Origin of the sequence: Microbacterium sp. UMB0228, assembly GCF_002871415.1 — a bacterium.
Taxonomy (GTDB): Bacteria; Actinomycetota; Actinomycetes; order Actinomycetales; family Microbacteriaceae; genus Microbacterium.
Window position 1 is genome coordinate 127186 of sequence record NZ_PNFU01000004.1, and the last position, 25593, is coordinate 152778.

The following is a 25593-nucleotide window of genomic DNA, read 5'->3' on the forward strand; positions in this document are numbered from 1 at the left end:
AAGGAGGTGCCGGGAGCGGGGAGAGACAACGATGCCCCCGGCACCAGGTAGACGGCGAATGCCTCTACAGACGGACGGACGCGTCGGAAGGGGAAGCGATCCGTCAACCGAGAGACGTCGGAGTGGCCGTTTCATGACGCCGTTCGCTGCAGGATCACGGAATACTGCATCGCCGAAGAAACTGCGTGGCCGAGATCGCGTAACAGAACCGCCATTCGTGCGTCTCTCCACGGGGACACCACTCGAGCGGAAGAAGCCATCCGCGCGAGTTCATCGATCATCTGGGGAGTCGAAAGTGCCAGTCATTCAGCATGCAATCAGATCGGGCGCGCGGGGAACGCGCCTGACGACGTTCGTGGGTGCTCTGCTCGCGATCTGTCTGGCGGCCCTGGTGGCCGTCATCGCGACGCCGGCCACGGCCCGCGCTGCGGAGGTGACGGGGATCACCTCGTTGACCATCACCGAACCCACCGGCCAGATCAAGGTCTGGGACCGGATCGCGTTCGAAGCGACCTGGGCGGTGCCGGACACGGCGACCGCGGGGGACACGTTCCGTCTCGCCTTTCCAACGAGCCCGAGCCTGACCGGGGTGCGGGATTCGTTCGCCCTGACGGCGCCGGATGGTCAGACCGTGGGAACCTGCGAGGTGTCGACCGGTGAGCTCGTGTGCACGCTCTCGGATTACGTCGACAGTCACACCGACGTCAGCGGTACCCTGCACTTCCGTGCGAGGGCAGACGAGGAGACCACGCTGACGGAGATCCCGTTCACGACGGGCGGAGGAACGATCGTTCCGGTCGATGTCCCCGGTGGGATCGGACCGGTCCCGGAGTTCCCGGCGCCGACGACCCCGAACAAATGGGGTGACATCACACTGGACGGCCGGAACATCTCGTGGGGCGTGAACATCCCATCCGCGGCGCTGACGGGGGGTGCGCCGACGCTCACCGACACGTTCACAGCGGGACTCATCCTGGACCCTGCCTCCGTCACCGTGGCATACGTACTTGCGAAGGACTGGGCGGGAGGCAAGTACACCGTGTCGACGGCGCTGCAGTCGGGCAGCGACTTCACCGTCACGGGGGTCAGCTCCGAGTCGTTCACGGTGACGGTGGACGCGCCCATCGTCGCGGACGCGATCTACGTGCTCCGCTACAAGACCGCTCTGCCCGCCGACGTCCGCCCCGGTGATGCGTTCCACAACACCGTGACCGGCTCCCGGTGGGTCACCGAGAGCACCCCGGTCATCTACTCCCAGGGCGGGGGAGATGGCGAAGGGGTGCTGCCGGTCGGTGGGTTCACTGTGACCAAGGAGGTCAGCGGTTCCGGCGCGGCTCTGGTGCCCGACGACCTGGAGTTCCGGGTGGCCTACTCGTATCAGCGTGCAGGGCAGACGGTGGAGGGCGAGCTCGCCCTGCGGTCCGGGCAGACCGATGGCCTGAAGGGTCTGCCGGTGGGCACGGTCGTCACCCTGTCTGAGGTCACGCCGGCGGACGTCGACGGCGTGACCTGGCAGGCGCCGGTCTTCTCCGGCACCGGTGTGGCGATCACCGATGGCGGCGCGTCCGTCACCATCGCACGGGGCACGACGGTCGCGGTGACGCTCACCAACCCGACGACGGTCACGCCGCCGCCGGTCGGAGGCTTCACGGTGACAAAGAACGTCACCGGCCCGGGGACGTCGCTGGTCCCTGCGGACCAGACGTTCACGGTGGAGTACTCGTACGAGCTCGCGGGACAGCCCGTCACCGGTGAACTCGCACTCCGCGCCGGGCAGAGCGACGGGCTCGCGGATCTGCCGGCGGGAACGGTCGTCACGCTCCGCGAGAAGGCGCCGAGCTCCGTGGCGGGCGTCACGTGGAAGAGTCCGCGCTTCACCGGGGCGGGAGTCGACGTCGGCGACGGCGGTGCGACGCTCACGATCTCCGAAGACGCGACGGTCGCGGTCGTGCTCACCAACGGGACAGCGGTCACTCCTCCGGCCCCTCCGGGCGGTGGGCTCGCGCTGACCGGGTCCGAAGGGGCCGCCGGTCCGTTCGCCCTGGGAGCGCTGCTGCTGCTCGCCGGACTCGTGGCACTCGGCATCCGCCGCCGGGTCGCGGGTTCGCGCATCGGCGATTGAGGGCCGCGAGTGGCCTAGCTGATCGATCACGCGACGACTTCACCGTCGTCGCGTGATCGATCGCGCCGTTCGGCGTCCTGTCCTCGTCGAGGGGCTCTCCCTTTGACGACGACGTCGACGCCGCAGCGCGTCGGAGAAAGGCACCTCTCATGAACAAGACGCTCCTCGCCCGTACCTCGGCCGCCCTCGGCATGGCCGCCGCTCTCTCACTCGGCGGAACGGCGCTCGCTTCCGCCGCTCACGCCGAGTCGACGCCCGCGGATCCGACGGCGTCGAGTACGCAGAGCACGGGCGTTCTCACGCAGCGCGTCGGAGCGGCCTGTCTCTTCTTCCAGTACACGTTCAACATGAGTCCGACCGATCCCCAGGTGGGGGACACCGTGACGTACACCATGCAGTTCCTCAACAACGGCGAGGTCGACTCGACGAAGAGCGCGCTCACGTTCCGCCTGGACGGCCTCCTCGACGACTCGACCTGGGCGGCGTCGACCCTGGAGGCGACCTTCGGTCGCCCTTCCGTCGCGGGGAATGCCGTCACGTGGAACGGGCCGCTCGATGCCGGAGACAGCGTCGTGCTGCGCTTCACCGGCGTGTGGACCGGCGACGGCGATGGGCTCGCGTTCCCGCGGGTCGAGTCCTACGGCTACGTGAGGTGACGTGCGGCCGCGCGCCGCGGCCCCGTTTTCCACGGTATCCGCGGCGACGTGGTGCGCTCGTCGTCGAGAGGCTGAACGGACACCGACCGAAAGGCAGCCATGCAGCTCTCCACGGACTCCGAAGTCATCGTCCGCGCCACCGCCGGCGTCGTCGCCGCACACGCCGACGAGATCACCACCCTGTTCTACCGGCGGATGTTCGAGGCGCATCCTGAGCTGTTGAACGTCTTCAACCGCGCGCATCAGGTCCAGGGCGATCAACCCAAGGCGCTGGCGGCGTCCGTCGTGGCGTTCGCGGTGCACCTCATCGATCCGGACGCGCCGGACTTCTCCCCGGTGATGCGACGCATCGCCCACCGCCACGTCTCCTTGGGTATCTCGGCGCGCCAGTACACGATCGTGGGCCGCTATCTCCTGGCCGCGGTCGATGACGTACTCGGCGACGCGATCACGCCCGCAGTGCATGCGGCGTGGGACGAGGTGTACTGGCTCTTCGGCTGCTCCCTCATCGCCGAGGAGGCACGGCTCTATGCGGACGCCGGCACGGACCCGGACCACCCGTGGCGACCGCACCGGGTCGTCGACCGCGTGGAGGAGGCTCGCGACGTCATCTCCCTCATCCTGGAGCCGGTGGACGGTCGCCGAGCGCCCCATCGCACTGGGCAGTACGTGGCCGTCGCCGTCGACCTCCCTGACGGCACGCGCCAGCCCCGGCAGTACACGATCTCCTCGTCGACGCCCGAGGCGGCACTGCGCGTCACCGTGAAGCGCGTGCGCGGCGCGGACGGCGCACCGGACGGTCAGGTGTCGACCTGGCTGCACGAGAACGCCCACGTCGGAACGGTGCTCGATGTCTCCCAGCCCGCCGGGGACCTGCTCCTCGACGACTCCGACGATGCGTTGATCCTCATCTCGGCGGGAATCGGCATCACGCCCGTCGCAGCGATGGTGGACGACCTCGCGCGACGGCGTCCCGACCGGCCGGTGCACCTGTTCCACGTGGACCGCGAGCCGGAGACCCACGCCCTCGTCTCCGACGTGCGCGACCGCGCGCAGCGGTTGAACGACGTCCGCACCCTGACCTGGTACACCGGGGGCGCAGCGGAGGGGTCGGCGGTGCGCTCCGGCCGGATGGATCTCGCCGACATCGAACTCCCGCCGACGGCGCGCGTGTTCCTGTGCGGGCCGCTGCCGTTCATGCAGGCGATCCGAAGCGCTCTGACGGCACGCGGTATCGCGCCGGAGCGCATCGAGTACGAGGTCTTCGGTCCGGATCTCTGGGCTCGTCAGCCGAGGTCCGGCGCTGCGTGAGAGTGCGGCGAAAGCTCTGAGTGAACCCGTGTCAAGCCCCTCCTTGAGGCCTCGGGGAACTGGCAGGCTCCCCGAGAGCGGCACCGCGCCGCGGGAACGGGAGAGACTATGAGCATCGGCAGCGGAATCGCGCTCTTCGTCATCGGAGCGATCCTCGTGTTCGCGATCAACGTCGACGTGCCGTGGGTCGACCTGGACATGGTCGGCTACATCCTCATGGGTGCCGGCGTGATCATCTTCCTCATCGGCATCGTGCTTCTCGCGCGTCGGCGTCGCACGGAGACGGTGTCGCGCACGTACGTCGACCCGGCGACGGGCGAGCCCACGACCCGGCGTTCCGTCAGCTCGAGCTCCGACGACGGGCTCTGAGCGCACGCAGACGGGAAGGAGAAGGGCCGCGGGAGAACCCGCGGCCCTTCTCGTCAGGCGACGTCCGCGCCTTCGAGATGCTCCTCGACGAGGGTGATGCCTCCGCTCGAGTTCGCGGAGTGCGCGAGCTCCTCGATCCAGCGACGGCTCAGCTCGGGTGTCTCGGTCTCCTCGAAGACGAAACGGAGGGGGATGGAGGGGTGCAGCCAGAGCGTGGAGCGCCCGGGGGCATCGCCCTCGGGGTGGCGCCAGGAGAGCGTGAAGCTCTCGTTCCGGCGCAGTTTCGTGGCGATGACCACCTTGAGGTGCGCGAGCGCACGGTCCTCGATCTGGATCGGCGTCTGGGTATCGCCGTAGTACAGGCTGCCCATGGTCAGCCGACCTTCGCGGCGGGGGCTGCGGGAATGTTCATGGCGCTCCTTGGGAACGTGGGGGGAAGACGGCAGACCGCTCCCGGGGATACTTGGACTGTAGCCAATTTGCGCACGACATCGTGCGCATCAGGGCGACGCGCCGTCTGCTGCGAACAGAGTATGCGCGCGGTGTCAGTCTCCCGTCACAGGGCGGTGAGAACGGGCGGATTTCCGTATGCCTCGCGATAGGCCACGGCGAACCGGGAGACGTTGCTGAACCCCCACCGGCGCGCGATCGCGGACACCGATGCGCCCTTGCCGTGTCGCAGATCGCGGTGCGCGCCGTCGAGCCGGGCGCGCCGCAGGGCCTCATTCGGTGTCATGTCGAGCGCGCGGCGGAACGCGTACTGCAGGCCTCGGGTGGACATGAAGGCCGCCGCCGCGACGTCGTCCACCGTGATGGGCAGGTGTGCGTTGTCCTCGATGAACGCGAGGGCGCGACGCACCGAGGCCGGCGCCGCGGAGCGTTGGGCCGGACGGTGCAGCGACTCGCTGAAGGTGGTGGGGAACGCCGACATGGTCAGCAGCAGGGCATGGCGCTCGAGCTCGGCGGCGATGAGGGGGTCGGCGCCATCCGGACCGAACGAGCCGTCGATGTAGGAGAACATCCGCTCCCACCGTGCCCCGTCCTCCCGCGTGTGCGGAGCGAGTCCGGTGGCGCGGAGCTCGAGGCGGTCGTCGCCGGTGATCTGCCTGATCGAGTCACGCGCCGCCGCGCGATCGAACACGAGAGCACGGACGCGGGCGACCTGGTTCCACTTCGCCTCGACCCGGACGCCGTCCGTGAGCCACGGCTGACCGGCGTCGAGTCCTTGCCGGCCCGACCAGATCCGGGCGTCGGCGGCATCGACGCGACACACCAGCAGCTGATCCTCCGGCTCGGCGCGGGAGTGCACCTGGGCCGCGAGCTGATAGCGGACGAGCGACATGGACGCCGCCTCCACCGAGCGCCAGTCGAAGCGGAACCGGCGGGGGTCCACGTCCTGGAGGGTCGCCGAGGGCACGAACTGCTGCCAGGTGGACTCCACCTGCTCGATGTCCGTGGATGTGAACTGCACCGACACTCCTTGCTGCGCCTCGTCCGGGTGGCCGGGGCTTCTTGGACACTAACCCACGCCACTGACAAGACGGTGGGGACGCTCCGGGGGTATCCGTCGGGAAGGGGGAGTGCCGAGGCCTCGTAGACTCGGACCATGAGTGTGCCTTCCCCGTATGCGGAGCGATTGAGCCGGATTCCGGTGCAGCGCCAGGAGGTGGAGGTGCGCGGGGGAACGACGGCGTACTGGGTCTACGGTCCGGACGACGCCGAGACGACCGTCATCGCGGTTCACGGCTTCCGCGGCGAGCACCACGGCCTCGAGTCGGTCCTCGCCTTCCTTCCGGAGCTTCGCGTGCTCGCGCCCGATCTGCCAGGATTCGGGGAATCCGCCCCGCTGCCCGGTCGTCGCCACGACCTGCAGGAGTACGCGGGATGGTTGACCGACTTCGCCGCGGCCGCAGCGCCGGGGGCGGTCATCCTCGGCCATTCCTTCGGATCCATCGTGGCCGCCGCCGCCGTGGCCGGAGGACTCGAGACGCCGCGGCTGATCCTCGTGAACCCCATCGGCGCACCGGCGCTGGAGGGTCCGAAGGGCGTCATGACCCGACTCGCAGTGCTGTACTACGCGCTCGGCGCCAAGCTCCCGCCGCGGATCGGGACCGCGTTGCTGCGGAATCGGGTGATCGTCCGCGTGATGAGCATGACCATGGCGAAGACGCGGGACCCCGAGTTGCGGCGCTTCATCCACGACCAGCACGACACCTACTTCTCGCGGTTCTCCGATCGCGACGTGCTGCACGACGCCTTCGTCGCGAGCGTCTCGCACGACGTCAGGGAGTTCGCCCCCGCGATCGGCGTGCCCACGCTCCTCATCGCCGCACAGCGCGACGACATCACCCCGATCGAGGCGGAACGGAAGCTGGTGACGCTCTTCCCCGACGCGTCTCTCGTCGAGATCGCCCAGGTGGGTCACCTGATCCACTATGAGACGCCGGCGGAAGCGGCCGGCGCGATCCGTCGGTTCCTCAGGATTCCCGTCGCGCGAGGCCGATGAGCCCGGCCACTCGGAACGGGATTACCTCACCCATGGCGAGCGAGGTCTCGGTCCGCTCCACACCCTCGATCGAGAGGATCCGGGCGTCCGTGTCGAACAGATGACGGGCGTCGCGGCACGCCACGCGCGCCAGCAGGTCGATGGAGCCGCTCAGACCGTGTGCCTGGACGACCTCCGGGATGCGCGCCAGCTCGTTGATGATGCGGGGGAGCTCGGTCTGGCGGACGCCGATGCTGACGAACGCCTGCAGCGGGAACCCGAGGACGTCGGGGGAGAAGGCGCGCTCGTAGGAGAGGAAGACGCCGCTCTGTTCCAGCCGGGCCATCCGCGCCTGGATGGTGTTGCGCGACAGGCTCATGCGCTCGGCGAGAGCGACGATCGTCACGCGCGGGTCGTCGGCGAGGGCCGCGAGAAGCTCCAGGTCGATCCGGTCCAGTCCAGGCATAGTGCCAAACCCTAGCAGCACGGCATCGGAGAAAAATGAGCAACATGCTCAATCGGCGTTGAGTTGCTTGAGCGAGGTGTTGACCAGACGTACCCTCAGACCATGCCGGTGATGACGCCGGCTCCATTGTGCGTCGCCCCACGAGGGCCGCCAGGGACGAGGAGGACGATGATGTCGCCGCAGACCACCCCCATCGCGGACACCGCCCAGGATCTCGAGCTGTCGGAGCGGATCCTCGCTCCGGACGGGACCCGCGTCGCGAACGCCCGCCTCGATCCGTTCGTCGCCGATGTCGACGCCGCGCAGCTGCGCGCCCTGCATCGCGACATGGTCATCCTCCGCCGGATCGACGCCGAAGGTGTCGCGCTGCAGCGCCAGGGGCAGCTCGGTCTCTGGGCGCCCTGCCAGGGGCAGGAGGCCACGCAGATCGGCACGGCCCGGGCCCTCGATCCGCAGGACTACGTCTTCCCGAGCTACCGCGAGACCGGCGTGATCTACGCCCGCGGCGCCCAGCCGGGGGACTACGTGCGCATGTGGCGCGGCGAGGAGGGTGCCGCCTACGATCCCGCGGTCCTGCGGGTCGCTCCGCTGCAGATCATCATCGGCGCCCAGACTCTGCACGCGGTCGGGTACGCCCTCGGCATCCGGCACGAGAAGGCCCCGGAGGTCGCCGTGACCTACTTCGGAGACGGGGCCACCAGTCAGGGGGACGTGAACGAGGCGATGATCTTCGCCGCGTCCTACCAAGCGCCGGTCGTGTTCGTCTGCCAGAACAACCACTGGGCCATCTCCGAGCCGGTCGCGGTGCAGTCGCAGTACCCGATCGCGGGACGCGCCCCCGGATTCGGCATCCCGAGCCTCCGCGTGGACGGCAACGACGTCCTCGCGTGCCTGGCGGCGATGCGCTGGGCGCTGGAGCACGCGCGCTCCGGGAAGGGGCCGGCCTACATCGAGGCGGTGACCTACCGGATGGGTCCGCACACCACCGCGGACGACCCCACCAGGTACCGGGACGAGGCCGAGCTGGAGTCGTGGCGGCGCCGCGACCCCATCGCGCGCATCGAGGCATACCTCCGCGCCACCGGCGACCTCACCGCGGAGCACGTCGCCGAGACGCAGGCGGCTGCGGACGCCATCGCCAAGGAGATGCGCGCGACCTGCCTGGGCATGGTCACCCGTCCGCCGCTGGCGGTCTTCGACGGCGTCTACGCCGAGCCGCACACGGGTCTGGAGCGGCAGCGCGACCAGTACGCCGCCTATCTGGCGTCGTTCGAGGGTGAGGCGTGACCATGACCGAGCTCACTCTCGGCAAGGCGCTCGGCGCCGGCCTGCGTCAGGCGATGCGCGACGACGAGAAGGTGGTGCTGCTGGGGGAGGACATCGGCAAGCTCGGCGGCGTCTTCCGGATCACGGACGGCCTCCTCGACGAGTTCGGGGCGGCCAGGGTCATCGACACCCCCCTCGCGGAGTCCGGGATCGTCGGCACGGCCGTCGGCCTCGCCTTCCGCGGCTACCGCCCGGTCGTCGAGATCCAGTTCGACGGGTTCGTCTACCCGGCCTTCGACCAGATCGTCTCTCAGGTCGCGAAGCTGCACTACCGCACCCAGGGGCGGGTGAAGATGCCGATCACGATCCGGATCCCCTGGGCCGGCGGCATCGGTGCCGCGGAGCATCACTCCGAGTCTCCGGAGGCGTACTTCGCGCACACGGCCGGCCTTCGCGTGGTCGCCGTGTCGAATCCGGAGGACGCCTACCGGAGTCTTCGCCAGGCCATCGCCTCGGACGACCCCGTCGTGTTCTTCGAGCCCAAGCGGCTCTATCACCACAAGGGGGAGGTCGACCTGGAGGCCCCGCTCGCGGATGCCCCGCCGATGGGTATCGCGCGGGTGGTGCGCCCGGGCACCGACGTCACCGTCCTCACCTACGGGGCCATGGTGAGCACCGCGCTGCAGGCGGCGGAGGCCGCGGAGGACGAGGGCATCGCCCTGGAGGTGATCGACCTGCGTTCGCTCTCGCCGGTGGACTACGACTCCGTCGCCGCCTCGGTGCGCAAGACCGGGCGTGTGGTCGTGGCGCACGAGGCCTCCCGGGAAGCCGGACTCGCCGCGGAGGTCATCGCGAGCGTGACCGAGCGCTGCTTCGAGTACCTGGAGTCCGCTCCGCTGCGGGTCACCGGCCACGACGTGCCCTACCCGCCGGCCAAGCTCGAGAAGTACCACCTGCCGGACCTCGACCGGATCCTCGATGCGGTCGACCGCGTGATGGATCGCCCGCACAGCTTGACGGGAGCAGACGCATGATCGCCGAATTCCGTCTCCCCGACCTCGGCGAAGGACTCACCGAGGCCGAGGTCGTGCAGTGGCTCGTCGCGCCCGGCGACAGCGTCGCGCTGAACCAGACCCTCGCGGAGGTCGAGACGGCCAAGGCCGTCGTCGAGCTGCCGTCGCCGTACGAGGGCACGGTGTCGACCCTGCACGCGGACGCGGGAGAGACCGTCGCCGTGGGAGCGCCGCTGATCGCCTTCGACATCGAGGGGGACGACCCTCCGGCGGCGCCGTCCGGTGGCGAGCAGGAGTCCTCCGCGGAGAAGGCGCAGCCGAACCTCGTGGGCTACGGGGCCGCCCCGACCTCGAGCGGACGCCCCGCGCGCCGGGCGCGGCGCCGGAGTGTCGCCCCGGTGGCCTCGGTGGCCGACACGGCCGTTCTCGAGGCCGCGCCGCACGACGCGACGCCATCGGTCGCGGTCGAGCCCGTTCTGGAGCGACCACGGTCCACCCCACCGGTGCGCGCCTACGCCAAACGACGGGGCGTCGACCTCGTCCTCGTCGCCGCGGAAGTCGGCGACCGCGTGATCACGAGGGCAGACGTGGATGCGTACGCGGAGCGCATCGGAGCGGAGCCGTCACGGCCCGCCGGGACGCCCGAGCGCGAGACCACCGCGGCATCCGGAACCCTTCCGCGCGCGGAGGGGAGGCCGCGGGAGACGCGCATCCCGATCCGCGGGGTCCGCAAGCACACGGCGGCGGCGATGGTGCAGAGCGCCTTCACCGCCCCGCACGTCACGGTGTTCCACACGGTCGATGTGACGGCGACCATGGAGATGCTGGCACGTCTCCGCGACGACCGAGCGCTCGCGGAGCATCGGATCGGCCCGCTCGCCGTCGTCGCGAAGGCGGTCTGCCTCGCCCTGCGCCGTGCTCCGGGCCTGAACGCGCGGTGGGACGAGGAGTCCGGGGAGATCGTCGAGTACGGCTTCGTCGACCTGGGCATCGCCGCCGCGACCGAGCGTGGTCTCATCGTGCCGATGATCCGGGACGCGGAGCGGATGAATCTGGTGGAGCTGTCCGCAGCGATCCGTGCCCTCGCGGAGACCGCGCGTGCGGGGAAGACCTCGCCGGCCGAACTCGCCGGAGGTACGTTCTCGCTGTCGAACATCGGGGTGTTCGGGGTGGACGCCGGAACACCGATCCTCCCGCCGGGGCAGTCCGGCATCCTCGCGGTCGGCGCCGTGCGTCGGCAGCCGTGGGAGTACCGCGGGGAGATCGCGCTGCGTCAGGTCATGACGCTGAGCCTGTCCTTCGACCACCGCCTCGTGGACGGGGCCGAGGGCGCGACGTTCCTCAAGGACGTGGCGGACATCCTCGAGGATCCGGGGCGGGCGATGCTGCTCAGCTAGCGGCGCGCAGCGCGGCCTCGGCCATCGCGACCAGCACGGTCGCGGTGGCCGCGTGCCGTCTCGTCGCGGCGCGGGTGCTGTGCGGGGTCGAGTTGATGAGACCGAAGCACGCCTGCACGCGCAGCCGCAGCTCGTCGCGGTCCAGGGGCTCCGAACGATCCAGGGCGGCGAGCGCATCCATCCAGAGCTCGATGTAGGCGCGCTGCAGGCGACGGACCTCGGCGCGGTCGTCGTCGTCGAGGAAGGCGAGGTCCCGGTCCTGCACCTGGATCACCTCGGCGTTGCCGAGCGCGAACTCGACGTGGAAGCGGATGAGTCCGCGCATCCGCTCGTCGGCTGCCGTCGTCTCCGCGGACACGCGTCGTCCGCCCGCAACGAGGTCCTGACTGACCTTGACGAGGACCGCGCCGAGAAGGGCCTGCTTCCCGGCGAAGTGGCGGTACACGGCAGGCCCGGACACGCCGACGGCGGCGCCGATGTCCTCCAGGCTCACGCCGCTGTACCCGCGCGCGGCGAAGAGCCGTGCCGCGGCATGCAGAAGCGCGTCGGAGCGTTCCGCCTTGGCGCGGTCGCGGGCGGTGGCGGGGCTTGTCATCTCAGTTAATCCTCGCTAACCTGAATCAACGGGTTAGTGAACACTAACCGAGAATGCATGCAGCGCGCCAGGCTCCCACCCGGCGCGACGTGGGTCGAGGAGGACGTCACGATGCCGGCAACCCAGGAAGCGCTCGCCCAGCAGCTCCGCGACCGTCTCGCCGCGGCAGCGCAGGGTGGGCCGACCGCCTCGCGTGAGCGACACGTCGCCCGCGGCAAGCTGCTTCCTCGCGACAGGGTGGCGCGCCTCCTCGACGAGGACAGCCCGTTCCTCGAGGTCGCGCCGCTCGCGGCCGACGGCCTGTACGGCGGCGAGGCGCCCGGGGCCGGTGTCATCGCCGGCATCGGCCTGGTCCACGGCCGGCACGTCATGGTGGTCTGCAACGACGCCACCGTGAAGGGCGGGACCTACTATCCGCTCACCGTGAAGAAGCATCTGCGTGCGCAGGAGATCGCCCTCGAGAACCGCCTGCCCTGCCTCTACCTCGTCGACTCGGGTGGCGCCTTCCTTCCCCGCCAGGATGAGGTGTTCCCGGATCGGGAGCACTTCGGACGCATCTTCTTCAACCAGGCGCGGCTGTCCGCGCAGGGAATCCCGCAGCTCGCAGCGGTCCTCGGCTCGTGCACGGCCGGGGGCGCCTACGTACCGGCGATGAGCGACGAGACCGTCATCGTCCGTGGACAGGGCACGATCTTCCTGGGCGGGCCGCCGCTGGTGAAGGCGGCGATCGGCGAGGTGGTCACGGCGGAGGAGCTCGGGGGAGGGGAGCTGCACGCCCGTCGCAGCGGCGTCGTGGATCACCTGGCCGACGACGACGAGCACGCCCTGGAGATCCTCCGGGACATCGTCGCCACGCTCCCGCCGCCGCTCGCCCCGGCCTGGGACGTCGGCGACAGTCGGCCGCCCGCGGAGGCCGGCTCCCTGTATGACGTCGTTCCGGTGGACGTCAACGCCTCCTACGACGTGCGCGAGGTCATCGCCCGCCTCGTCGACGGCGACACCTTCCATGAGTTCAAGGCCGAGTACGGCACCACACTGGTGACGGGTTTCGCACGGCTGCACGGCCACCCCGTCGGCATCGTCGCGAACAACGGCGTGCTGTTCAGCGAGTCGGCGCTCAAGGGCGCGCATTTCATCGAGCTCTGCGATCAGCGCGGCATCCCGTTGCTCTTCCTGCAGAACATCACCGGCTTCATGGTCGGGTCTGACGCGGAAGCCGGTGGCATCGCGAAGGACGGCGCGAAGATGGTCACGGCCGTCGCGACCACCCGCGTTCCGAAGCTGACCGTCATCATCGGCGGCTCCTTCGGAGCGGGCAACTACTCGATGTGCGGACGTGCCTACTCCCCGCGGTTCCTCTGGACCTGGCCGGCGAGTCGGATCTCGGTCATGGGCGGAGCACAGGCCGCCTCCGTGCTCGCCACCGTGAAGGACGACCAGCTCTCCGCCCGCGGCGAGTCCTGGACCGCGGCGGAGCGGGCGGCGTTCGAGGAGCCGATCCGGGCGCAGTACGAGGAGCAGGGCGAGCCGTACTACGCCACCGCACGGCTCTGGGACGACGGCATCGTCGATCCGGAGCAGACGCGTGACCTCCTCGGACTCGCCCTGGACGTCGTCGCCCGCAGTCCTCTGCCCGAGCCGCGCTTCGGCGTCTTCCGGATGTGAGCCCCATGTCGCCTTCACCCGAACTCTCGTTCTCCTCGGTCCTCGTCGCGAACCGCGGCGAGATCGCGCGCCGGATCATCCGCACCCTCCGCGACCTCGGCATCCGCAGCATCGCGGTCTACAGCGACGCGGACGCGGACGCGCCGCACGTCCGCGAGGCGGATGCCGCCGTGCGGATCGGTCCGGCACCGGCCGCGGAGTCGTACCTCGACATCGATGCCGTCATCGCGGCGGCTCGTGCCTCCGGAGCGGAGGCCGTCCATCCGGGCTACGGATTCCTCTCCGAGAGCGTCGGGCTCGCGGAGGCGTGTGCGGAGAGCGGCATCGTCTTCATCGGTCCCACCGTCGAGGCGCTGCAGATCATGGGGGACAAGGCGCGAGCCCGTGAGCACGTGAGCCGCAGCGGCGTGCCCGTGGTGCCGGGGTTCGACGCGCGCGGGCTGTCCGACGCGGAGATCCGCGAGGAGGCGGAGGCTGTCGGATTCCCGCTCCTCGTGAAGCCGAGCGCGGGCGGCGGGGGGAAGGGCATGGAGGTCGTCGCCGACAGCACGGGTCTGGCGAGCGCGCTCAGCTCCGCCCGACGGGTCGCGGCATCCGCCTTCGGCGACGACGCGCTCATCTTGGAACGTCTCATCCGTCGACCGCGACACATCGAGGTGCAGGTGTTCGGCGACGCCCACGGCACCGTCGTGGCGCTCGGCGAGCGCGAGTGCACGCTCCAGCGTCGTCATCAGAAGGTGATCGAGGAGGCGCCGTCCGCCCGGATCCCGTCCGCGACCCGCGACCGGCTGCTCGCGGCGGCGGTGCGGGCAGCGGAGAGCGTCGCCTATGTCGGGGCCGGCACCGTGGAGTTCCTCGTCGACGCGGACGCACCGGAAGACGTCTTCTTCATCGAGATGAACACCCGGCTGCAGGTGGAGCATCCGGTGACCGAGGAGGTCACCGGACTCGACCTCGTCGCGCTTCAGCTCCGCATGGCCGATGGACAGCCGCTCGACGTCGAGCCCCGCACGACCGGCCATGCCGTGGAGGCGCGGGTGTACGCCGAGTCGCCGGAACGGGGGTTCCTTCCCTCCACGGGGACCGTGTTGCTCTTCGAGGCGCCCCCGGGCGTCCGGGTGGATGCGGCCGTCGAGTCGGGGAGTGTCGTGAGCGGGTTCTACGACCCGATGATCGCGAAGGTCATCGCGTGGGCGGAGGACAGGGAGACCGCGCTGCGGCGTCTCGACGCGGCTCTCGCCCGCACCGTGGTGTTGGGTGTGGAGACCAACATCGCGTTCCTGCGCCAGCTGCTCCAGGATCGCCGTGTGCGCGAGGGAGACCTCGACACCGGCCTCATCGAGACCCTGCTCCCGCTCGCACCGGTGCCCCCGTCGGCGGCGCAGCTCGCGGCGGCCGCCGGCGTGGTCCAGAACCGCCCCGAGGCGGTCACCGCGCGCGCGGGCGCCGGCCCGCTGTGGCAGCGCCTCCCTGGGTGGCGTCTCGGGGCCGCGTCGCACGCCCCCGAACCCGTCGCCCTGCTCACGGACGGCGACGAGATCGCGCGCGCGACGCCGCCCCTGGTGCTCTCCGACCGGGTGCACGCGGCCCGCGCCGCCGAGGGCGCGGTATGGGTCAGCGAGGACGGACGGACGCTCCGGCTGCGTCCCCTGGATCGCCGTGGCCGGATGCGGAGGCGCCTCGCCGCCGCGGAACGCGAAGCCAGGGCCACGGAGCCCGAGGCTCGCGCCCCGATGCCCGGCGGGGTCGTGGCTGTTCACGTCGAGGACGGAGCGGCGGTCCGCGCGGGAGCGCCCCTCGTATCGATCGAGGCGATGAAGATGGAGCACCCCGTGCTCGCGCCGCACGACGGCGTGGTGCGGCTGCTGGTCGCGGTCGGCGACCAGGTGCGGCGCGACCAACCGGTCGCCCGCGTGACGATGACGGAGGAGGACCGATGATGCACGATCTCACCGAGGAGGAGCGCGAGCTCGCCGCGATGGTACGCGAGTTCGCCGACACGGTCGTCGCGCCGCAGGCGTACGAGGCGGATCGCACGCACACGCTCTCCATGGACGTCGTGCGGCAGATGGGGGAGCTCGGCCTCTTCGGACTCCCCTTCCCCGAGGAGTACGGCGGTCAGGGTGGCGACTACATGGCGCTCGGCCTCGCCATCGAGGCTCTGGGACGGGTCGACCAGTCGATCGCCATCACCCTCGAGGCCGGGGTGAGTCTGGGTGCGATGCCCGTCTTCCGCTTCGGCACCGAGGAGCAGAAGCGCGAGCTGCTGCCGGATCTCCTCGCGGGTCGCGCCCTCGCCGGGTTCGGGCTCACCGAGCCCGAGGCCGGGAGCGACGCTGGCGCGACGCGCACGACGGCGCGGCTCGACGGCGACGAATGGGTGCTCGACGGCTCCAAGCAGTTCATCACCAACTCGGGCACTCCGATCACCCGCTTCGTCACGGTCACCGCGGTCACCGGCCAGAGCGAGGGACGCAAGGAGATCTCGACGATCATCGTCCCGAACGGTACGCCGGGATTCACGGTCGAGCCGCCCTACGACAAGGTGGGGTGGAACGCGTCGGACACCCATCCGCTGACGTTCGTCGGAGCGCGGGTGCCGGCGGGCAATCTCCTCGGTGAGCGGGGGAGCGGGTTCCGCAACTTCCTCAGCATCCTGGACGAGGGCCGCATCGCGATCGCCGCGCTGTCGACCGGCGCGGCGGAGGGGTGCCTGGAGGCGGCGGTCGAGTACGCCAAGAGCCGCACCATCTTCGGCAGCGCCCTCAGCACGCGGCAGAACGCGCAGTTCACGCTGGCGCGGATGAGGGCGCGCGTGCACACCGCACGGCTCGCCTGGCACCACGCCGCACGCCTCCGTGACGCCGGAGAGGCGTTCGCCGAGCAGGCGGCCATCGCGAAGCTCGTCGCGGGCGAGGCCGCGATGGACAACGCCCGCGATGCGACGCAGATCTTCGGCGGCAACGGCTTCATGAACGAATTCCCGGTGGCGCGCCACTACCGTGACTCCAAGATCCTCGAGATCGGCGAGGGGACCACCGAGGTCCAGCTCCTCGTGATCGCCAGGGCGCTCGGACTCGCCCGGTAGCGTGGAGGCATGACCATGCGCGAGGTCGTGCAGCGCGGCCTGTACTACGAGGAGTTCGAGACCGACGTCCGGTACGTGCACCGCCCCGGTCGCACGGCCACGGAGGCGGACAACGTCCTCTTCACGACGCTGACGATGAACACCCAGGCGCTGCATCTGGACGCGGCGTTCGCGGATGCCCAGGAGCCTTTCCACGCGCGCCTCATGAACTCCATGTGGACGCTGTCGACGATGGTGGGCTCCTCGGTCGCCCAGCTCACGCAGGGGACGCTGGTGGCGCAGCTCGGCCTCGGCGACATCGCCTTTCCGCATCCGCTGTTCGCCGGGGACACGCTCACGACCGAGAGCGTCGTCGTCGACAAGCGGCTCTCGTCGTCCCGTCCCGGCCAGGGCGTCGTGCAGATCGCGCACACCGGACGCAATCAGGACGGCACGGTGGTCGCGACGGCCGTCCGCACGGTGCTGGTGCGCTGCCGGCCGGAGGAGGACGCCGCATGACCTTCGAACTCGGCCCTGCCCTGCTGTTCTGCCCGGCGGACCGCCCGGAGCGCTTCGCGAAGGCCCAGGAGCGGGCGGATGCCGTGATCCTCGATCTGGAGGACGCCGTGCTGCCGGAGGCGAAGAGCGAGGCCCGCGAGAACATCGTCGCCGCGGACCTCGACCCCGCGCGCGTCATCGTGCGCGTGAACGCGCCGGACTCCGCGGCGTTCGCGGACGACCTCGAGGCCCTGGCACGGTCACCGTTCCGGACCGTGATGGTGGCGAAGACCCAGAGCGCGGAGAGCCTGGACGCCTTCGACGCGGGCTTCATTCTGCTCGCGCTGTGCGAGACGGCGCGCGGGATCCATGCGGCGCCCGACATCGCCGCGCACCCGGCGGTCGCCGGACTGATGTGGGGCGCGGAGGATCTGGTGGCCTCCCTCGGCGGCACCTCTTCCCGCAATGCAGAGGGCGGCTACCGCGACATCGCGCGCTACGCCCGTTCCCGGGTGCTCCTGGAGGCCGGTGCGCACGGCAAGGCGGCGATCGACGCGGTGCACGTCGACATCGGCGATACCGCGAGGCTGGAGCGGGAGGCGGAGGATGCGGCGGCGTCGGGGTTCCGCGCGACGGCATGCATCCATCCGAGTCAGGTCGCGGTCATCCGGGCGGCGTATGCGCCGGACGCCGAGACGGTGGCATGGGCGCGCGAGGTACTCGCCGCTGCGGCGCAGGAGCGCGGTGTGTTCCGCTTCCGGGGGCGCATGGTGGACGAGCCCGTCCTGCGTCACGCGCGCGCCGTGGTCTCCCGCGCCGGCTGACCGTCCCGTCAGAGGACGGGCGTCTCCTCGAGCAGCCGGAGGTAGCCGGGTGCCGCGACGAACCGGTGCGCGGAGCCGTTGCGCAGCACCTCGCCGTCCCGGGGGAGCGTACCGCCGGAGACGTGGTCGATGACGGCGCGGATGACGCCGCCGTGGGTCACCACGAGCACCGACTCCGCCTGCGGCGCCGACCTCCGCCGGGCGTCGCGCGCGATGCGGTGCAGCGCGGCGATGGCGCGGACGCCGACCTCGTGCAGCGATTCCGCGCCGGGGACCTCCGCGTGCCAGTCGCCGTAGGTCGAGATGTAGTCGGGGACGAGCATGCCCTCGCCCTCGCCGAACTCCCGCTCCCGGATGTCGGGGACCACGCCGGCAATCTCCAAGCCCAGGCGCTCCGCGATGATGCCGGCGGTCTCGCTCGCCCGCACGAGCGGGCTCGTGTAGACGGCATGGTGCGTCGTGCCGGCGAGTTTCTCTGCCGCCCACCGCGCGTCCTCGCGGCCCGTCTCGTTCAAGGGGATGTCGGTCGACCCCTGGATGCGGCGGGCGAGGTTCCAGTCGGTCTGACCGTGGCGGATGAGGGTGAGATAGGTCACGACAGCATCTCCTGCAGGGCGGGGAGCACGTCGCTGGTGCCGGCGGCGATGGTGACATCGGCCCAGGCGTCCGCGCGGGTCGGCTCGCGATTGACGATGATCAGAGGGATGCCGCGTCGACGCGCCCGGTTCACGAGGCGCACGCCGGAGTTCACGACGAGAGAGGAGCCGGCCACGATGAGCGCGTCGCTGGAGCGCAGCAACGATTCGGCGGCACGGAAGCGGTCCTGCGGCACATACTCTCCGAAGAACACCACGTCGGGTTTGAGCATGCCCGCGCACACGGTGCAGGTCGGGACCACGAAGCCCTCGGTGCTCTCCGGGAGCACGTCGCCGTCCGGAGCCAGCGCCACGTTCTCCGGGACGGTGATCCAGGGGTTGCGCTCCTCGATCTGCACGGCGATGTCGCGACGGTCGAACACCTGACCACAGTGCAGGCAGAGCACGCGGCGCATGGTCCCGTGCACCTCGATGACGTGCGAGCTGCCAGCGCGGAGGTGCAGTCCGTCGACGTTCTGGGTGATGACACCCGAGACCACGCCCCTGGACTCCATCTCCGCGAGTGCACGGTGGCCGGGATTCGGGGCGGCCCGGGCGAAGGCGCGCCAGCCGAGGTGACCGCCGACCCAGTAGCGGCGCCGGGCGGCCTCGTCGCCGAGGTAGGTCTGGATCGTCATGGGGTCGCTGCGGGTGCGCGCCCCCTCGCCGCGGTAGGCGGGGATGCCCGAGTCGGTCGAGATGCCGGCGCCGGTGAGAAGGGCGATCCGCTTGCCGCGCAGCAGGTCGGCGGCGTGGGAGAGCTCGGCCGACGGCTCGGCGGTGTTCGTCGCGCTCACAGGACCTCCTCGATCGAGTCTACGGGGCGCGGGGTGGACGAGAACCGGGATGGCAGAGTGGAGCGGTGGACCTCCAGCATGTGACCGACATCGACGACCCGCGGCTGGACGACTACCGCGGCCTCACCGACACCGCCCTCCGCGCCGTCCGCGAGCCCGCGGAGGGACTCTACATCGCCGAGACCGCCAAGGTGATCGAGCGCGCGCTGGCGGCCGGGCACGAACCCCGATCGGTGCTGGTCTCGGCCCGGCGCGTCGACGAGGTGCGGCGCATCCTGGGGGAGCGCGCCGTTCCGGTGCTCGTGGTCCCGGACGAGGTCGCGGAACAGGTCACCGGCTATCAGGTCCATCGCGGAGCCCTCGCCGCCATGCGCCGTCCGGCTCTGGCGCCGGTCGCCGACGTGGTGCGCGACGCACGGCTGGTGCTGGTGCTGGAGAACCTGGGCGATCACACCAACGTCGGCGCCGCCTTCCGCGCCGCCGCCGGTCTGGGGGCGGATGCGGTGCTCGTGTCGGCGCGCTGTGCGGACCCGCTTTACCGTCGCAGCGTCCGGGTGAGCATGGGCACGGTGTTCCAGGTGCCCTGGACCCGGATCGACGAGTGGTCGTCGGCGGTCTCGGATCTCCGTGAGCAGGGCTTCGACATCGCTGCCCTCGCGCTCAGCGACACAGCCGTGGATCTCCGGCTGTATGCGGCACAGCGGCCCGAGAAGGTGGCGCTGCTCTTCGGAGCCGAAGGCGACGGTCTCACGCGGACCGCGCTCGACAGCGCGGACACCGTGGTCACCATTCCGATGGCCGGCGGCGTGGATTCGCTCAACGTCGCCTCGGCCGCCGCCGTGGCGCTGTGGGCACTCGCTCCCGCGGAGTGAGAGTGCGCGTCACTCCTTGCCGGGGAGGATGACCGGGGAGGGCTCGGGGCGCTTGGCAGCGATGTGGTCGCCGGACGACTGGTGGCGCAGCCGGCGGAGCACCCAGGGCACGAGGTGCTCCCGGGCCCAGCCGAGGTCTTCGCTGCGGGCGGCACGCCAGGTCCGCAGCGGCAGCGGCTCGGGCTGCATGGCCTCGAGGTCGTTCGGAACGTTGAGGGCGCGGAGCACCATCCGCGCGACCTCGTGGTGGCCGAGCGCGTTGTAGTGGAGGCGGTCGTCGTCGAAGAATCGCGCATCCTGCACGACCTTCAGTGCCCACTGGTCCGCGACGATGCAGTCGTGGCGCTCGGCGATCGCGCGGACGTTCTCGTTGTAGATCGCGACCTTGCCGCGGAAGGGACGGAACACCGGCGTGAACCCCGTGTCGATGCCGGTGAAGACGACCACGGCCGCGCCGGTGGACGACAGGCGCGCCACCGCGTCCTCCAGCTGTGCGGCGATGGCATCCGGATCGGTGCCGGGGCGGATGACGTCGTTGCCGCCGGCGCAGATCGAGATGAGGTCGGGGCGCAGCGCGACGGCGGGCTCCACCTGATCGGCGACGATCTGCGCGATGAGCTTTCCTCGGACGGCGAGGTTGGCATAGGCGAAGTCGTCGACCTGCTGGGCGAGCACCTCGGCGACGCGATCGGCCCAGCCGCGGTGACCCCCGGGGGCCGCCGGGTCCGGGTCGCCGATGCCCTCGGTGAACGAGTCGCCGATCGCGACGAATCGGCGCCACGGGTGCGGGGTCTCGTTCGCGACGTACGGGGTCCTGGTCGATTCCTGATCGCTCATCCGGCTCTCCTTCGCGAAGGCGTGCGCGCACGATGGTGACCGCCGCGCAGTGACCGAGCCTACCCGTGCCGATGCCTTCGAGGGGGGACGCGCGCGGCACCCCCGCGGATGCCGCGGTGTCGGTGGGAGCGATTATCGTGGAGTCGATGCTCTCTCCGTCCTTCCCTCAGCGCGCCCCGTGGGGAACGGCGAACAAGCTGCGGGCATGGCAGCAGGAGGCTCTGGACGCGTACTTCCAGGCCGACCAGCGCGACTTCCTCGTGGCCGCCACACCGGGCGCCGGCAAGACCACGTTCGCGCTCACCCTCGCGGTCGAGCTGATGCGCATGGGCGAGGTGAACCGGGTCATCGTCGTGGCACCCACGGAGCACTTGAAGACCCAGTGGGCCGACGCCGCCGCCCGCGTCCACATCCGGCTCGACCCGCGCTTCCGCAACAGCGACTGGGCACCGGCGCGGCACTATCACGGCGTCGTGGTCACGTATGCGCAGGTCGCTGCGAAGTCGTCGGTGCACCGTCACCTGACGGAGGACGCGAAGACCCTGGTCATCCTCGATGAGGTGCACCACGGCGGCGACGCCCTGAGCTGGGGCGACGCGATCCGCGATGCCTACGGACCGGCGAAGCGCCGACTGCTGCTCTCGGGGACCCCGTTCCGGAGCGATACCGCACCGATCCCGTTCGTGGAGTACCTCCCGGACGAGACCGGAGCCCGGGTCTCCAGCACCGACTACGCCTACGGGTACGGCCGCGCTCTCGCGGACGGCGTCGTCCGTCCCGTGCTCTTCCACATGTATGCCGGGAAGATGCGGTGGCGGACGAGTGCCGGCGACGAGCTCGAGACCCATCTGGGACAGGACAACACGAAGGACGTCACCTCGCAGGCCTGGCGAACGGCCCTCGACCCCGAGGGCGACTGGATGCCTGCTGTGCTCTCCGCGGCGGATCGCCGTCTGACCGAGATCCGGCACCACATCCCGGATGCGGGCGGACTCGTGCTGGCGACGGATCAGACCGTCGCGCGGGCCTACGCCAAGATCCTGCACAGCATCACCCGCGAGCAGCCGACGATCGTGCTGTCCGACGACGCCACCGCCTCCGAGCGGATCGAGAAGTTCTCGGAGGGCACCGCCCGGTGGATGGTAGCGGTGCGCATGGTCTCGGAGGGCGTCGACGTGCCGCGGCTCGCGGTGGGCGTGTACGCGACGTCGTCGTCCACCCCGCTGTTCTTCGCTCAGGCCATCGGCCGTTTCGTGCGGGCGCGGCGTCGAGGCGAGGCGGCGAGCGTCTTCCTCCCGCACGTCCCTGTGCTGATGAAGCTCGCGAACGAGATGGAGAAGCAGCGCGATCACGCGCTCGACCGTCAGTCGAAGGACGATGACGGCCTCGAGGACTCGCTGCTGGAGAGCGCGAACCGTGAGGACGAGGCCTCCGACGCACTGACGCAGGAGTTCAGCTACCAGGCGATCTCCTCCGTCGCGCACTTCGACCGCATGGTGTTCGACGGGAAGGAGTTCGGCCAGCTCGCCGAGCCGAACACGCCCGAGGAGGAGGAGTTCATCGGCTTCCCCGGTCTGCTCGAGCCCGAGCACGTGCACGAGCTCTTGATGCAGCGGCAGGCCCGCCAGTCCCGGCACCGCGAGGTCAGGGAAGCCCAGGCCGACCCGACGCAGACCACGACGCTGCCCGCGCCGCTGCATCGCACCCTGCGCGAGCAGCGCCAGCTGCTGAACAGCCTGGTCGGCCTCTACGCCCGGCAGTCGGGCCAGCCGCACGGCGCCGTGCATGCCGAGCTCCGTCGTATCTGTGGCGGTCCGGCGGTGGCGCAGGCGACCGTGACGCAGCTGCAGTCCCGCATCGAGGTGCTGCGCAAGCGCGTCCGCTCCTGAGCACTTTCCGGTCGCTGCTTCGGATCCCCGAAATGCTGGCAATCCGTGCGAGGACGCGGCCGGGGCGGCACCGCGCGGATAGCGTGGAACGGTTGCCCGGACGCCGGGCAACCGTGACACCTGGAGGTTCCATGACAGCCCCTGCCGCAGCCGATTCCACGGCCGCCGATCGACGGCGCTGGGCTCGCTATCTCGTCGAGGAACGGGCGGAGGGCGCCGTCTACCAGCGCCTCGCGACCCGTAGGTCGGGGGAGGAGCGGGCGATCCTGCTCGGGCTCGCCGAGGCCGAGCGCCGCCACGAGAAGCACTGGCTCGACCTGCTGGGCGGCGAACCGACGCGCCTGCCGCGGGCCGGGGTCCGTTCCCGCCTCCTGGGGTGGATGGCCGGCCGCTTCGGCTCGATCTTCGTCCTCGCCCTCGCCCAGAGCGCCGAGGCCCGCTCCCCGTACGACGCCGAGCGCTGGGCCACCCCGGCCATGCGCGCCGACGAGAAGGTCCACCACGAGGTCGTCCGCGGTCTCGCCGCACGGGGCCGTCGGCGCCTCTCTGGCTCCTTCCGCGCGGCCGTCTTCGGGGCGAACGACGGCCTCGTCAGCAACCTCGCCCTCGTGCTCGGTATCGGCGCCACCGGCGTGAGCTCGGGTTTCGTCCTGTTCAGCGGCATCGCGGGTCTCCTCGCGGGCGCACTGTCGATGGGCGCGGGGGAGTTCGTGTCCGTGCGGTCGCAGCGGGAGCTCCTCACGGCCACCGAGGCGAACGAGGACGCCGCGGCGGCCGCGGCCGACCTCGACATCGACGAGAACGAGCTCGCGCTCGTGTACCGCGCCCGCGGGATGGATCAGGGCGAGTCGCTGGCCCGGGCCCGTCGCATCGTCCAGGCGGCCCAGGAAGGCGTCCGGCGTGCGGCCACGGGGCCGGTGGCCGTCCAGGGCGGCGACGCCCACGAGGTCGTCGGCAACGACTGGACGGCGGCCATCTCCAGCTTCCTCCTCTTCGCCTCCGGCGCGATCGTGCCCGTCCTGCCCTGGATCTTCGGCATGGAGGGCACCGCGGCGATCGTGCTCGCGCTCGTGCTGGTCGGCATCGCGCTGCTCAGCACCGGTGCGATGGTCGGCGTCCTCTCCGGAGGACCGCCGCTCCGGCGGGCCCTGCGGCAGCTCGCCATCGGCTTCGGCGCGGCGGCGGTGACCTACGCGCTGGGTCTGCTCTTCGGCGTCGGCGCGGTGTGACGGTCCTGCGGTCCCGCTCGCGCGGGACCGCAGCGCACCGCCATGACCGCACCGGAAACGACGAAGGCCCCGGATCCGTGGATCCGGGGCCTTCGCTCTCTGTGCGCGGAGGGGGACTTGAACCCCCACGCCCTATCGGGCACTAGCACCTCAAGCTAGCGCGTCTACCATTCCGCCACCCGCGCAGGTGTTGGATTTGATCGTTGCCGACCGAAGAATGAGATTAGCACGTTCTCGGAGGCGTCTCGAACCGAGCGTGACGCCCGGGCGTGGCACGTGGTTTCGATAGCCTGAGTCCATGACCGATTCCTCCCTGCCGGAGGTCGCCCGCGTCGCGAGCGACCTCATCCGCATCGACACCTCCAACTACGGCGGCGGCAACGCGAAAGGGGAGCGGGAGGCGGCCGAGTACGTCGGCGCGTACCTGAAGGAGCTGGGGCTCGAGGTCGAGTACTACGAGCCCATCCCACGGCGCACGAACGTCCTGGCGCGCGTCCCGGGCCGCGACCGCACCAAGCCGGCACTCGTCGTGCACGGCCACCTGGACGTCGTGCCCGCGGTCGCCGAGGACTGGACGGTGGACCCGTTCGCCGGCACCGTGCAGGACGGCATGCTCTGGGGTCGCGGCGCGGTCGACATGAAGAACATGGACGCGATGATCCTCACCGCCGTGGCCGACATCCTGCGCGCGGGGGAGCAGCCGGAGCGCGACCTCGTCCTGGCGTTCTTCGCCGATGAGGAGAACGGCGGGGTCGAGGGCTCCGCGCTCGTCGTGAAGGACCGGCCGGAGTGGTTCGCCGGGGCGACGGCCGCGATCAGCGAGGTCGGCGGCTACTCCATCTCGGTGGACGACCGTCGGGCGTACCTGCTGCAGGTGGGGGAGAAGGCGCTGATCTGGATCCGCCTCGTCGCCACCGGCCGGGCGGGGCACGGCAGTCGCCTGCACGAGGACAACGCCGTCACGAAGCTCGCGGAGGCCGTCGCCGCCATCGGCCGGACGCGGTGGCCGGTCCGGCTCACGCCGACGACGGAGGCGCTGCTCCAGGGCCTGAGCGCGCTGAGCGGTCGGAGCGCCGACGACCCCGACGCCCTCGCCGCCGCGGCCGGTCCGGCCGAGGCCTTCCTCCGGTCCACGTTCCGCACGACGACCAACCCGACGGCTCTCACCGCCGGCTACAAGCACAACGTCATCCCGGAGCGCGCCGAGGCGCTTATCGACGTCCGCGTGATCCCGGGGACCGAGGACGACGTGCTCGCGGAGCTCCGGCGCATCGTGGGCGACGACATCCGGATCGAGACCGTGGTCCGTGACATCGGCATGGAGACGCCGTTCACAGGGGAGCTCGTCGAGGCGATGGTGGCGGCGCTGGGGCGGCACGACCCCGGTGTCCCTGTCATCCCGTACCTCCTGGGCGCGGGAACCGACAACAAGGCGCTGGCCACGCTCGGCATCACCGGCTACGGCTTCGCCCCGCTGCGCCTGCCGGCCGATCTCGACTTCACCGGGATGTTCCACGGAGTCGACGAGCGGGTGCCCGTAGACTCACTTGTCTTCGGTCAGCGGGTGCTGGCCGATCTGCTGCGCACGTACTGAGCGGCG

At 70.7% G+C, this 25593-nt stretch carries 24 protein-coding genes, 1 tRNA gene and 1 pseudogene; 18 read left to right on the forward strand and 8 right to left on the reverse strand.

The window, feature by feature from the left end; all coding sequences use genetic code 11:
* The first annotated feature begins 355 nt into the window (after positions 1 to 355).
* The 5 genes and pseudogenes from CJ226_RS11160 (at position 356) to CJ226_RS11175 (ending at position 4458) form a co-directional block, all read left to right on the forward strand.
* A complete protein-coding gene (locus tag CJ226_RS11160) occupies positions 356 to 2122 on the forward strand; it encodes a DUF5979 domain-containing protein (protein WP_102209203.1) in 1767 nt (588 codons plus the stop codon).
* A gap of 149 nt (positions 2123 to 2271) precedes the next feature.
* Complete coding sequence (locus tag CJ226_RS11165) at positions 2272 to 2778, forward strand: hypothetical protein (protein WP_102209204.1); 507 nt, start codon at positions 2272 to 2274, stop codon at positions 2776 to 2778.
* Positions 2779 to 2874: 96 nt separating this feature from the next.
* Positions 2875 to 3639 (forward strand): annotated as a pseudogene (locus CJ226_RS18610) (globin domain-containing protein); the annotation flags it as partial.
* On the forward strand, positions 3622 to 4089 hold the full coding sequence (locus CJ226_RS18615; RefSeq protein ID WP_308409689.1) for a hypothetical protein: 468 nt from the start codon (positions 3622 to 3624) through the stop codon (positions 4087 to 4089). The pseudogene CJ226_RS18610 and the gene CJ226_RS18615, both read left to right, overlap by 18 nt.
* Positions 4090 to 4197: 108 nt before the next feature.
* Complete coding sequence (locus tag CJ226_RS11175; RefSeq protein WP_025103410.1) at positions 4198 to 4458, forward strand: DUF6458 family protein; 261 nt, start codon at positions 4198 to 4200, stop codon at positions 4456 to 4458.
* Positions 4459 to 4511: 53 nt separating this feature from the next.
* Here CJ226_RS11175 and CJ226_RS11180 read toward each other — a convergent pair whose 3' ends face one another.
* Together CJ226_RS11180 and CJ226_RS11185 are read right to left on the reverse strand one after the other, a co-directional pair.
* Positions 4512 to 4829 (reverse strand): hypothetical protein, encoded by a 318-nt coding sequence (locus CJ226_RS11180; RefSeq protein ID WP_062634616.1) that lies wholly within the window; start codon positions 4827 to 4829, stop codon positions 4512 to 4514.
* 185 nt (positions 4830 to 5014) lie between these two features.
* Positions 5015 to 5929: a helix-turn-helix transcriptional regulator gene (locus CJ226_RS11185; protein ID WP_102209206.1), complete on the reverse strand. Its 915-nt coding sequence runs from the start codon at positions 5927 to 5929 to the stop codon at positions 5015 to 5017.
* Between the two features lie 135 nt (positions 5930 to 6064).
* Between CJ226_RS11185 and CJ226_RS11190 the strand changes: the two genes are divergently transcribed.
* Positions 6065 to 6964: an alpha/beta fold hydrolase gene (locus tag CJ226_RS11190; protein WP_102209207.1), complete on the forward strand. Its 900-nt coding sequence runs from the start codon at positions 6065 to 6067 to the stop codon at positions 6962 to 6964.
* Here the strand turns inward: CJ226_RS11190 and CJ226_RS11195 are convergent.
* Positions 6936 to 7409 (reverse strand): Lrp/AsnC family transcriptional regulator, encoded by a 474-nt coding sequence (locus tag CJ226_RS11195; protein ID WP_025103414.1) that lies wholly within the window; start codon positions 7407 to 7409, stop codon positions 6936 to 6938. The two genes, CJ226_RS11190 and CJ226_RS11195, sit on opposite strands and share 29 nt — an antisense overlap.
* Positions 7410 to 7580: 171 nt before the next feature.
* On the opposite strand from CJ226_RS11195, the gene pdhA reads away from it, so the two are divergent.
* Genes pdhA through CJ226_RS11210 form a run of 3 tightly spaced genes read left to right on the forward strand, consistent with a single transcriptional unit; the run spans position 7581 to position 11085 of the window.
* Positions 7581 to 8696, forward strand: coding sequence for a pyruvate dehydrogenase (acetyl-transferring) E1 component subunit alpha (pdhA, locus tag CJ226_RS11200; RefSeq protein ID WP_102209327.1), 1116 nt, complete (start codon positions 7581 to 7583; stop codon positions 8694 to 8696).
* Positions 8697 to 8698: 2 nt separating this feature from the next.
* Positions 8699 to 9709, forward strand: coding sequence for an alpha-ketoacid dehydrogenase subunit beta (locus CJ226_RS11205; protein ID WP_102209208.1), 1011 nt, complete (start codon positions 8699 to 8701; stop codon positions 9707 to 9709).
* A complete protein-coding gene (locus CJ226_RS11210) occupies positions 9706 to 11085 on the forward strand; it encodes a dihydrolipoamide acetyltransferase family protein (protein ID WP_102209209.1) in 1380 nt (459 codons plus the stop codon). Before CJ226_RS11205 ends, CJ226_RS11210 begins: the two co-directional genes overlap by 4 nt.
* Here CJ226_RS11210 and CJ226_RS11215 read toward each other — a convergent pair.
* Positions 11078 to 11680 (reverse strand): TetR/AcrR family transcriptional regulator, encoded by a 603-nt coding sequence (locus tag CJ226_RS11215; RefSeq protein ID WP_062634608.1) that lies wholly within the window; start codon positions 11678 to 11680, stop codon positions 11078 to 11080. The two genes, CJ226_RS11210 and CJ226_RS11215, sit on opposite strands and share 8 nt — an antisense overlap.
* A 111-nt stretch (positions 11681 to 11791) precedes the next feature.
* On the opposite strand from CJ226_RS11215, the gene CJ226_RS11220 reads away from it, so the two are divergent.
* The 5 genes from CJ226_RS11220 to CJ226_RS11240 are packed head-to-tail and all read left to right on the forward strand — an operon-like array spanning position 11792 to position 17734.
* On the forward strand, positions 11792 to 13345 hold the full coding sequence (locus tag CJ226_RS11220) for a carboxyl transferase domain-containing protein (RefSeq protein WP_102209328.1): 1554 nt from the start codon (positions 11792 to 11794) through the stop codon (positions 13343 to 13345).
* A 5-nt stretch (positions 13346 to 13350) separates the two neighbouring features.
* Entirely contained in the window at positions 13351 to 15285 is a 1935-nt protein-coding gene (locus tag CJ226_RS11225; RefSeq protein WP_102209210.1) for a biotin carboxylase N-terminal domain-containing protein, read from the forward strand.
* Positions 15285 to 16433, forward strand: coding sequence for an acyl-CoA dehydrogenase family protein (locus CJ226_RS11230; RefSeq protein WP_102209329.1), 1149 nt, complete (start codon positions 15285 to 15287; stop codon positions 16431 to 16433). The genes CJ226_RS11225 and CJ226_RS11230 overlap by 1 nt, the downstream gene beginning before the upstream one ends.
* 15 nt (positions 16434 to 16448) lie before the next feature.
* Complete coding sequence (locus tag CJ226_RS11235; RefSeq protein ID WP_371512203.1) at positions 16449 to 16931, forward strand: MaoC family dehydratase; 483 nt, start codon at positions 16449 to 16451, stop codon at positions 16929 to 16931.
* Positions 16928 to 17734, forward strand: a complete 807-nt coding sequence (locus tag CJ226_RS11240; protein WP_102209211.1) for a CoA ester lyase — start codon at positions 16928 to 16930, stop codon at positions 17732 to 17734. The genes CJ226_RS11235 and CJ226_RS11240 overlap by 4 nt, the downstream gene beginning before the upstream one ends.
* A gap of 8 nt (positions 17735 to 17742) precedes the next feature.
* Here CJ226_RS11240 and CJ226_RS11245 read toward each other — a convergent pair whose 3' ends face one another.
* Positions 17743 to 18330 (reverse strand): histidine phosphatase family protein, encoded by a 588-nt coding sequence (locus CJ226_RS11245; RefSeq protein ID WP_025103424.1) that lies wholly within the window; start codon positions 18328 to 18330, stop codon positions 17743 to 17745.
* Entirely contained in the window at positions 18327 to 19166 is an 840-nt protein-coding gene (locus CJ226_RS11250; RefSeq protein WP_102209212.1) for a Sir2 family NAD-dependent protein deacetylase, read from the reverse strand. The genes CJ226_RS11245 and CJ226_RS11250 overlap by 4 nt, the downstream gene beginning before the upstream one ends.
* Before the next feature lie 65 nt (positions 19167 to 19231).
* On the opposite strand from CJ226_RS11250, the gene CJ226_RS11255 reads away from it, so the two are divergent.
* Positions 19232 to 20038, forward strand: coding sequence for an RNA methyltransferase (locus CJ226_RS11255; RefSeq protein WP_102209213.1), 807 nt, complete (start codon positions 19232 to 19234; stop codon positions 20036 to 20038).
* Positions 20039 to 20047: 9 nt separating this feature from the next.
* Here CJ226_RS11255 and CJ226_RS11260 read toward each other — a convergent pair whose 3' ends face one another.
* Entirely contained in the window at positions 20048 to 20875 is an 828-nt protein-coding gene (locus CJ226_RS11260; RefSeq protein ID WP_025103427.1) for an SGNH/GDSL hydrolase family protein, read from the reverse strand.
* 146 nt (positions 20876 to 21021) lie between these two features.
* Between CJ226_RS11260 and CJ226_RS11265 the strand changes: the two genes are divergently transcribed.
* Both CJ226_RS11265 and CJ226_RS11270 read left to right on the forward strand, forming a co-directional pair.
* Positions 21022 to 22764, forward strand: a complete 1743-nt coding sequence (locus CJ226_RS11265) for a DEAD/DEAH box helicase (protein WP_029989244.1) — start codon at positions 21022 to 21024, stop codon at positions 22762 to 22764.
* A 131-nt stretch (positions 22765 to 22895) separates the two neighbouring features.
* The gene (locus tag CJ226_RS11270; RefSeq protein WP_102209214.1) at positions 22896 to 23993 is read left to right on the forward strand and encodes a VIT1/CCC1 family protein; all 1098 of its coding nucleotides are present in this window, start codon (positions 22896 to 22898) and stop codon (positions 23991 to 23993) included.
* 102 nt (positions 23994 to 24095) lie between these two features.
* Here the strand turns inward: CJ226_RS11270 and CJ226_RS11275 are convergent.
* Positions 24096 to 24178: transfer RNA gene (locus CJ226_RS11275), tRNA-Leu, on the reverse strand.
* Between the two features lie 113 nt (positions 24179 to 24291).
* On the opposite strand from CJ226_RS11275, the gene CJ226_RS11280 reads away from it, so the two are divergent.
* Positions 24292 to 25587: a M20/M25/M40 family metallo-hydrolase gene (locus tag CJ226_RS11280; protein WP_102209215.1), complete on the forward strand. Its 1296-nt coding sequence runs from the start codon at positions 24292 to 24294 to the stop codon at positions 25585 to 25587.
* Positions 25588 to 25593: the final 6 nt, after the last annotated feature.

Coding starts and splice junctions, on each gene's coding strand:
- CJ226_RS11165 (WP_102209204.1), top strand. CDS start 2,272: ATGAACAAGACGCTCCTCGCCCGTACCTCGGCCGCCCTCGGCATGGCC.
- CJ226_RS11175 (WP_025103410.1), top strand. CDS start 4,198: ATGAGCATCGGCAGCGGAATCGCGCTCTTCGTCATCGGAGCGATCCTC.
- CJ226_RS11180 (WP_062634616.1), bottom strand. CDS start 4,829: ATGGGCAGCCTGTACTACGGCGATACCCAGACGCCGATCCAGATCGAG.
- CJ226_RS11190 (WP_102209207.1), top strand. CDS start 6,065: ATGAGTGTGCCTTCCCCGTATGCGGAGCGATTGAGCCGGATTCCGGTG.
- CJ226_RS11195 (WP_025103414.1), bottom strand. CDS start 7,409: ATGCCTGGACTGGACCGGATCGACCTGGAGCTTCTCGCGGCCCTCGCC.
- pdhA (WP_102209327.1), top strand. CDS start 7,581: ATGTCGCCGCAGACCACCCCCATCGCGGACACCGCCCAGGATCTCGAG.
- CJ226_RS11205 (WP_102209208.1), top strand. CDS start 8,699: ATGACCGAGCTCACTCTCGGCAAGGCGCTCGGCGCCGGCCTGCGTCAG.
- CJ226_RS11210 (WP_102209209.1), top strand. CDS start 9,706: ATGATCGCCGAATTCCGTCTCCCCGACCTCGGCGAAGGACTCACCGAG.
- CJ226_RS11215 (WP_062634608.1), bottom strand. CDS start 11,680: ATGACAAGCCCCGCCACCGCCCGCGACCGCGCCAAGGCGGAACGCTCC.
- CJ226_RS11220 (WP_102209328.1), top strand. CDS start 11,792: ATGCCGGCAACCCAGGAAGCGCTCGCCCAGCAGCTCCGCGACCGTCTC.
- CJ226_RS11225 (WP_102209210.1), top strand. CDS start 13,351: ATGTCGCCTTCACCCGAACTCTCGTTCTCCTCGGTCCTCGTCGCGAAC.
- CJ226_RS11230 (WP_102209329.1), top strand. CDS start 15,285: ATGCACGATCTCACCGAGGAGGAGCGCGAGCTCGCCGCGATGGTACGC.
- CJ226_RS11235 (WP_371512203.1), top strand. CDS start 16,449: ATGCGCGAGGTCGTGCAGCGCGGCCTGTACTACGAGGAGTTCGAGACC.
- CJ226_RS11240 (WP_102209211.1), top strand. CDS start 16,928: ATGACCTTCGAACTCGGCCCTGCCCTGCTGTTCTGCCCGGCGGACCGC.
- CJ226_RS11260 (WP_025103427.1), bottom strand. CDS start 20,875: ATGAGCGATCAGGAATCGACCAGGACCCCGTACGTCGCGAACGAGACC.
- CJ226_RS11265 (WP_029989244.1), top strand. CDS start 21,022: ATGCTCTCTCCGTCCTTCCCTCAGCGCGCCCCGTGGGGAACGGCGAAC.
- CJ226_RS11270 (WP_102209214.1), top strand. CDS start 22,896: ATGACAGCCCCTGCCGCAGCCGATTCCACGGCCGCCGATCGACGGCGC.
- CJ226_RS11280 (WP_102209215.1), top strand. CDS start 24,292: ATGACCGATTCCTCCCTGCCGGAGGTCGCCCGCGTCGCGAGCGACCTC.